The following is a 7,038-nucleotide window of genomic DNA, read 5'->3' as shown; positions in this document are numbered from 1 at the left end:
GAACGACTGCGACCACATCGCAGCTGAACTCAACGACCGGCCACGTGAGCGGCTGGGCTTCAGGACACCGAGGGAGGCCTTCTCTCGGTACTAGCGGTGTTGCACTTCAAAGTTGACTTCAAGAGGCCGCGGTGGGTGTAGTCGCTGCTCGGCAGGATGATCAGCTCGGCCGCCATCCAGAGCAGGCCATTGACCGCCTCCATGCGCAGCACCGCACGCAAGCGCCGCGGGGCGTTCTCGGTGCGGGTCGGGCGCGACCAGACGCGCCAGGCTGCCCAGCCATTGAAGGCCGCGTGGCTCAGCAACAGCAGCGCCCAGAGTGCGAGCCAGCCCGGCGGCGCCGAGTCCCGCATCAGCACCAGCACCGCCAACGCCACACCGACATGGCCAAGCAGGCGCAAGGGCTCGCTGCGTTTCAGGTGTCGGGCCAGATCGGCCACCACCAGCGCGTCACGCTGAATGGACGCAGCAGCAGCAGTGGCAGCACCGGGCGCAGCGAGGTCTTGTGCGGGCATGTCGCTAACGCTATATGGGCTGGCCCCTCAGTCAGGGGGGGATCGGATCGCATAGACCGGAGTCAGCTGCTCGCCACACGCTGCGCCTGAGCCGCTGCCGCGCCCGCGCCGCCTCCCACTACGCCCGGCAAAGCCAGCGAAACCGGGCACATCAGGCAGCAGTGGCGGCGGCATCGAGAGCGGCTTGGCGCGAGCGTCAGCAGGCAGGGCCCGAGACCAGGTCCCGGGGCCAAGGGCGGATTGTGCATGCAGAAGCGGCAACAAATACTCGCGCTCATTGAAGAAAGCGGATTTGTCGAGTGCATGCCCACGCCCAGGGACGAGCAGCCTCCGCAAGGCTGCACTGCGCCAGGCCCTCAGCCCCAACGCCTTCAACACCGCATGGCGTCCATGCCCCAAGAAGCCGCACGCCGCCCGCTCATCCAGTCGTTTCTATCCAGGGAGTCAACATGAACAAGCCATCTGCGTCGCCACATCGTCAACCCACCGGGCCGCGCTCGCCGCTGCGGCCGCTGTGCCTGGCCATCGCCGTGCTGTGCAGCGCCGGCCTCGCCGATGCCGCTGATTTGAGCTGGAAGGGAGGCAAGACCAACGGCAGCGACAGCCTCACCGGCCGCATGAGCATCGGCGCGAACTGGAACCAAAACGCCCAGCCTGCGCCGGGCGACACCCTGCACTTCGGCAGCTCCAGCTACACGACGGTCACGAACGATCTGGGCTACCGGATCTACAACCAGCTTTCCTTCGAGGCCGGTGCGAGTGCCTACACGCTGCAGGGTGTGGGCAACAACATCGGGCTCACCAATGGCATCGTCAACAAGAGCAGCAATGTGCAGCTGCTCGATTGGGGCTTGACGGCTGGCTTCGTCATCAGCGCCAACCAGACCTGGGACGGCGGCACGGCCGGTATGAGCATCACCGGTGGCATGGACCAGCAGCATGATCTGACCCTGTCCAACAAGGTCGCCTACAAGCAACTCGGCGCCACCGCCGTCGGCTACGTCCCCGGTTCGCCCGTCACCCTGACGATCAATTCCGGCAGCAGCCACAGCACCGCTGCCGCTGTCACCGTCGGCGGCGTCTCCCCGACCAGCAGCGGCATCATCAATGTGCACGGCGTGGGCAGCAGCTTCAGCGTCGGCACCGACCTGAACCTGGGCGATGTGGGCAGCGGCACCCTGCTGATCGACGCTGGCGCCAGCGCCACCAGCAAGAGCCTGGTGATGGGCAAGAGCGGGACCGCCAAGCTGACGGTGGACGGCGCCGGTTCCAGCTTCAACGTGGTTGACGCGACCTACAACAACAGCGATGTGATCGTCTCGGGCGGCGGCAAGTTCACCGCCACCGGCAATATGGGCCCCGGCTTCGTACCCAATGTGAACTCCAGCGTCACGGTCAAGGACACGGGCACGCTGTTCAAGGCCCTCACCGGCTTCTATCTGGGCATCCGCGGCAACGGACTGATGCAGGTCAGCAATGGTGCCGCGGCTGAAACGCCCAACCTCTTTATCGGGGACAACGGAAACGGCGGCGTTGGCGTGCTTGAGGTCAGCGGCGTCGGGTCGACCTTGAAGGCGCAGGTCGTCAACGCCAGGGCCGGCCTTTTGAACGTGGCCAGCGGTGCCCAGTTTCAGGTGTCGAACTGGATGACCCTCGGGCAGGCGGGCGACGCCAGCTTTGCGGCCTCGGTGGGCGGCAGCGGCGCGCTCTTGAGCGTGGCCAACGCCCTCAGCGTGGGCTCGGCCGGCGCCGGCCGGGTGGATATTCTGGGTGACGGCACGCTGGATGTCGGGCAACTGGTGATCGGATCGTCGGGCGTCGTTAATCTGCAGGGCGGCACCTTGAGGATGACGACCGGCAAGCTGTCCGGGACGCTCAACTGGGACTCCGGCACGCTGAATTTCAAGGCGAACTACGCCACCGGCGACTTTCTGGGCCATGACATGGTGCTCAGCGCCGGCCAGATCCTCAAGGGTGACGCACAAATCCGTGTGGGCGCGGGCGACAGCCTCAGCTTCGCCGGCGGCGTGCTGCAGGCCAATGGCTTCCTCACCGATGCGAATGGTTCCGCCACCGTGGGCCGCTCCAGCAGCCTGACGGCCACCAACATCCAGAACAACGGGCGCCTGGTGATGGATGGCGGCTCGGTCAACGGCAGCCTGGTCAACGCCGGCACCATGAGCGGCTCGGGCTATCTCCGCGCCAACCTGGGTCAGGGCGGCTTCAACAACGGCGGCCGGTTTGACCAGGGCGACTATGTGGAGCTGGCCAATTCAGCCAGCAACACCAATAGCGGCGTTTGGACCCTGGGCAAGGGCGGCGTTCTGCAACTGAATTCCAGCAACTTGAACAACCAGGGCTCGATGACCTTGGCGGGAGCCAGCATCGCGGCCTTTGATGCCAACAGCACCCTGAGCAATGGGGCCAATGGCAGCATCAGCGGCAACGGCACCATCAGTGCCAAGTTTGCCAACCAGGGTACCGTGATCGTCGATGGCGGCAAGCTCAGCATCGACAAGGGCTTTAGCAACGGCGGCCAGATCCAGCTGACCTCTGCGATCGCCACCCTGAGTGGCGGGACCATCGCCAACAGCGGCCGCATCGAGGGCCTGGGCCAGATCGGCAATACGATCAACAACCAGGGCATGATCAGCGCCAAGGGCGGCACCTTGACGCTGGCCGCTTCGGTGGGCAACAGCGGCACGCTGACCGTGGGCCGCGACGCGACCCTGCTCCTCACCCAAGGCCTGCAGCCGAACACCGGCAAGATCCAGCTCGCCGGCGGCACCTTCGACAACAACGGCCGGGCCCTGATCAACCAGGCTGGGGCGGTGATCAGCGGCTACGGTGATCTGCGCAGCGGCGCGCTCAGCAACAGCGGCCTGGTGCTGCTGAGTGGCGGTGTGTCGGCCGTGTACGCAGACGTGGTCGCCAACGCCGACAGCCAGATCATTCTTTCGGGCAATAGCAACACCACCTTCTACGGCACCGTGGAGGTGAAGAACGGCGCCGAACTGCGCGTCTCCGAGGGCTCGGTGGCCACCTTTGCGGCGGCGGTGAAGCAGCGCAACGGGGCGGACGTCAACGGCGACGGCAAGATGTACTACGAGGGCGGCCTGAGCATTGGCAACTCGCCCGGCTATGGCTATATCCAGGGCTCGGTCACCTTCGCCTCCAGCAACAAGTATTTCGCGGAGATCGGCGGCGTTGACCCGTGCACGGCCCTGAGCTGCGCTGCCGGGGCGCCATTGCTGGACAGCAGCTTTGACAAGCTGGTGGTGGGTGGCAAGCTGAAGCTGGGCGGCACGCTCGTCCTCACCTCCTGGAACGGCTTTGTCGCGCAGGCCGGCCAGAGCTTTGATCTGCTCGATTGGGGTTCGGCCAGCGGCAGCTTCAAGAGCATCGACGCCACGGGCTTCATGCACGCCGCCGGCACCCAGCTGGACTACAGCCAGCTCTACACCCATGGCGAGATCCGCGTGACCGCCGTGCCCGAGCCGCACAGCTATGCGCTGATGCTGGCCGGCATCGGCCTGCTGGCCTGGCGCCGGCGCAAGAACTCGGCCGAAACGTCATGAAGCGCGCAGCTTGGCCACCGACTCGGCCACCAGCTCGGCGCAGCCCCCACTTGCCATCAAGGAGGCCCTCATGCCCTCGCATCCATTGACGGCCCGCCACCGCGCCCGCCCCCTCCTGGCGCGCCTCTGCCCCGCAAGCCTCGGCCTGAGCAGCGCGCTACTCGCCGCTGTGAGCGTCGGCTTGCCAGGCCCGGCCAGCGCAGCGAGCGGGGCGCCGGCGCCGGCGCCGCCGAGCATCGAACAGCTCGTCATTCAGCTGCTGCAGCGCCGGCCCGAGCTGGTTCGCGAGGCGCTGGATGAGTTGCAGCGCCGCGAGCAGGCGGCTCAAACGCGCCAGCAAGGTCTGGCGCTCGCCGCTGCCGCAAAGGCCCTCTACGACAGCAGCGACGCAACGGTGCTGGGCAATCCGCTCGGCGACGTGACCCTGGTCGAGTTCATCGACTACCACTGCGGCTATTGCAAGCGGCTCGCCCCCGCCATCGAGACGCTGATTCAGCGCGATAGCCAGCTGCGCGTGCTGGTCAAGCACCTGCCCATTCTGGGGCCGGAGTCGATTGCGGCGGCGCAGCTGGCCTTGTCTGCGGGCCAGGGCGCCGCGGCGCAGCAGCTGCACAAGGCCTTGCTGAGCGCCAATGCCATCGACGCCGCCAGCCTGCAGGCCATCAGCCGCCAGTTCGGTCTGCAGCCCGTGGATGTGGTGGCGGTGAACCGCCAGCTCGGCGAAGTGCGCGTGCTGTCCGAGCGTTTGGGCATCCAGGGCACGCCGGCCCTCATCGTCGGCGACGTGATGTTCCGGGGTGCCGTCGGCACCGAGGAACTCGCCGCAGCGATCGCGGCGGCGCGGCGTGCAAGGACGGCGGCGGCGGCAGCAGCTGCGGCCGCCCGCAGGCCCACACCGGCCGCTCACGCAGCAACGACGGGCGGCTCCCGCGCTTCCTCGTCACCCTTGGGGGGCCTGGCGCGAAGCGACAGATCTGGCGCCCCCCTCAACGCAGCGCTTTCAACGGAGTCATCGCCATGACATGCCTTACTCAGCTCCTCCTCTCGGTGCTCGCAGCAACGGCCCTCGTGCCGGCGCAGGCCGCCGATGTCTCCTACAACCTCGTCGGCAGCAACGGCAAATGCCTGGACAGCAGCGGCCAGCTCAGCAACTGCGGCGGGGCGGAGCAGCGCTTCGGCTTCGCTGCGGACGGCTCGGTCTATCTGGCCGGCAGCGATCCCAAGCGCTATCTGCAGGGCAATCTGTTTGCGAGAAAGACCGTCAGCCTCAGCGGCGCACTGGCCACCGGCAATGCCAGCACCTATTGGAGCCGCCCCGGCGGCGACCGCATTCAGCTCAGCCAGAGCCGAGCGGTATCGGCGATGTGCCTGTCCTGGCAGTTGGTGGGTTATGTGAAGCCAGGCCCCGGTACCGGGAACCCGGGCGTGCTGAGCGCTGAACTCGCCCTGTGTTCGGCCACGGCCGACAACCAGAAGTGGACCTTGTCCAACCCCTCGCCCGTCGAGTTGGCTGACCCCAGCAAAACGCAAGTCAGGAACAGCACGCGCAGCTGCCTGCAGCAGACCGACTTCACATCCCCGCTGTCAGCCAGCAAGCTGAGCGTGGCGGCCTGTGCGGGGGCGGTCAAGAGCGAATACTTCCGCTTCACCAACCAGGGCGCCATCGTCTTGAACGGTTATTGCCTCACGCCTTCGGGGGGCGCTGGTGCGGCGGTGGGCCTGGGCTCTTGCGGCGACACAGGGGTGCCGCCCGCCACCAATCAGCAGTGGAAGCGGGGCAGCGGCTCGAGCATCGTGTCGCTCAGCAGCGGCCTGTGCCTGGCCCAGACCAAGACCGGCGTCGAGCTGGAGCCCTGCGATGCCGGCAATTTGGCCCAGTACTGGAGCACCAGCGGCATCGTGGCGAGCAACTGGCCACAGGGCCTGCCCGACAAGCCCAGCACCTATGTGCCGGGCCAGAGCTTGAGCGCCGGCCAGGTCAATACCATCGTCAACTGGATACAGGGCGAAACCTCGATCACCAGCACGCCGTTCTGCTACAAGACCGCCGCCTACGACCGCGGCGCCGGCATCCTGCCCGGCTGTGCCGACGGCCAGTACAAGGATGGTGCGCTGTGCTACAGCAATTGCCGCAGCGGCTTCCATCCGGTCGGCCCGGTGTGCTGGAGCGACCAGTCGCTGTCCTACACGCCCGGCTGGCATTGCACCGCAAAGATTGGCGGCGTTTGCGTGGCCACGGCCCCGGACAGTTGCCGCGACGGCTACACCGGTGTGGGCGGCGTGTGCTGGCTGACCAAGGCCTCCTATGGCAATGGCGCGGGCAGCGCGGCGAATTCCTGCAACTCCAATCGCGTGATGCAGGCCGGCCTGTGCTACCTCAAGCCGCGCGACGGCTACCAGTGCAACGTCACCAGCTGCAACCAACGCTGCGCCGCAGGCGTCGTCGATTGCGGGCCCGCGGCCTGCGCCAGCAACGCCAATCAATGTGCCAGCACCATCGCCAATATGGTCGTTAGCTCGGCGCTGATGTTTGCCTCCATCGCCACGGCGGGCGAAGTCGGCGAGGCCAAGATCGCGATGCAGGCCGCCAAGAAGGGCGTCGAGGCCGCCAGGACAGCCGATGAGCTGGCACAGGCCATGGTGATCCTGGCGAACGACATCAACAACTTCCTGAAGCTGTCCGAGAAGAATCTGGCGACCATTTCGAGCGTCGACATCGAGGCGCAGATCGCCCGCAAGTACCCGCGCGACTCGGCCGACTACAGGCATATTGCCCGGGAGTGGGCGGCGCGGCAGCTGCTGTTCTACATCGCCGACCTGATCAAGGACCTCGACATCATCATCATCACGGCGATCGACCCGACCGGCATTGCCAGCGTCATCGACGCCTTTGGCAAGCCGCCCTGCAAGGACCACACGCCGATGCCCGGCTGATCGCCTCGGCC

General features: G+C 66.7%; 4 protein-coding genes. 3 read left to right on the top strand and 1 reads right to left on the bottom strand.

Annotated elements, in window-relative coordinates:
• Nucleotides 1-59: 59 nt before the first annotated feature.
• Nucleotides 60-515: a hypothetical protein gene (locus RQP53_RS23880; RefSeq protein WP_315653238.1), complete on the bottom strand. Its 456-nt coding sequence runs from the start codon at nucleotides 513-515 to the stop codon at nucleotides 60-62.
• A gap of 449 nt (nucleotides 516-964) precedes the next feature.
• Here RQP53_RS23880 and RQP53_RS23875 point away from each other — a divergent pair, with 449 nt between their 5' ends.
• From RQP53_RS23875 to RQP53_RS23865, 3 genes are all read left to right on the top strand, one after another.
• The gene (locus RQP53_RS23875; protein WP_315653237.1) at nucleotides 965-4,093 is read left to right on the top strand and encodes a beta strand repeat-containing protein; all 3,129 of its coding nucleotides are present in this window, start codon (nucleotides 965-967) and stop codon (nucleotides 4,091-4,093) included.
• 70 nt (nucleotides 4,094-4,163) lie between these two features.
• Nucleotides 4,164-5,114, top strand: a complete 951-nt coding sequence (locus RQP53_RS23870; protein WP_315653236.1) for a DsbA family protein — start codon at nucleotides 4,164-4,166, stop codon at nucleotides 5,112-5,114.
• Complete coding sequence (locus tag RQP53_RS23865; RefSeq protein ID WP_315653235.1) at nucleotides 5,111-7,027, top strand: ricin-type beta-trefoil lectin domain protein; 1,917 nt, start codon at nucleotides 5,111-5,113, stop codon at nucleotides 7,025-7,027. Before RQP53_RS23870 ends, RQP53_RS23865 begins: the two co-directional genes overlap by 4 nt.
• The last annotated feature ends 11 nt before the right edge of the window (nucleotides 7,028-7,038 follow it).

The sequence above is a fragment of the Roseateles aquae genome, assembly GCF_032337115.1.
GTDB lineage: Bacteria > Pseudomonadota > Gammaproteobacteria > Burkholderiales > Burkholderiaceae_C > Roseateles_C > Roseateles_C aquae.
Note: the sequence above shows the minus strand (reverse complement) of the source record. Positions and strands in the feature narration are given on the sequence as shown.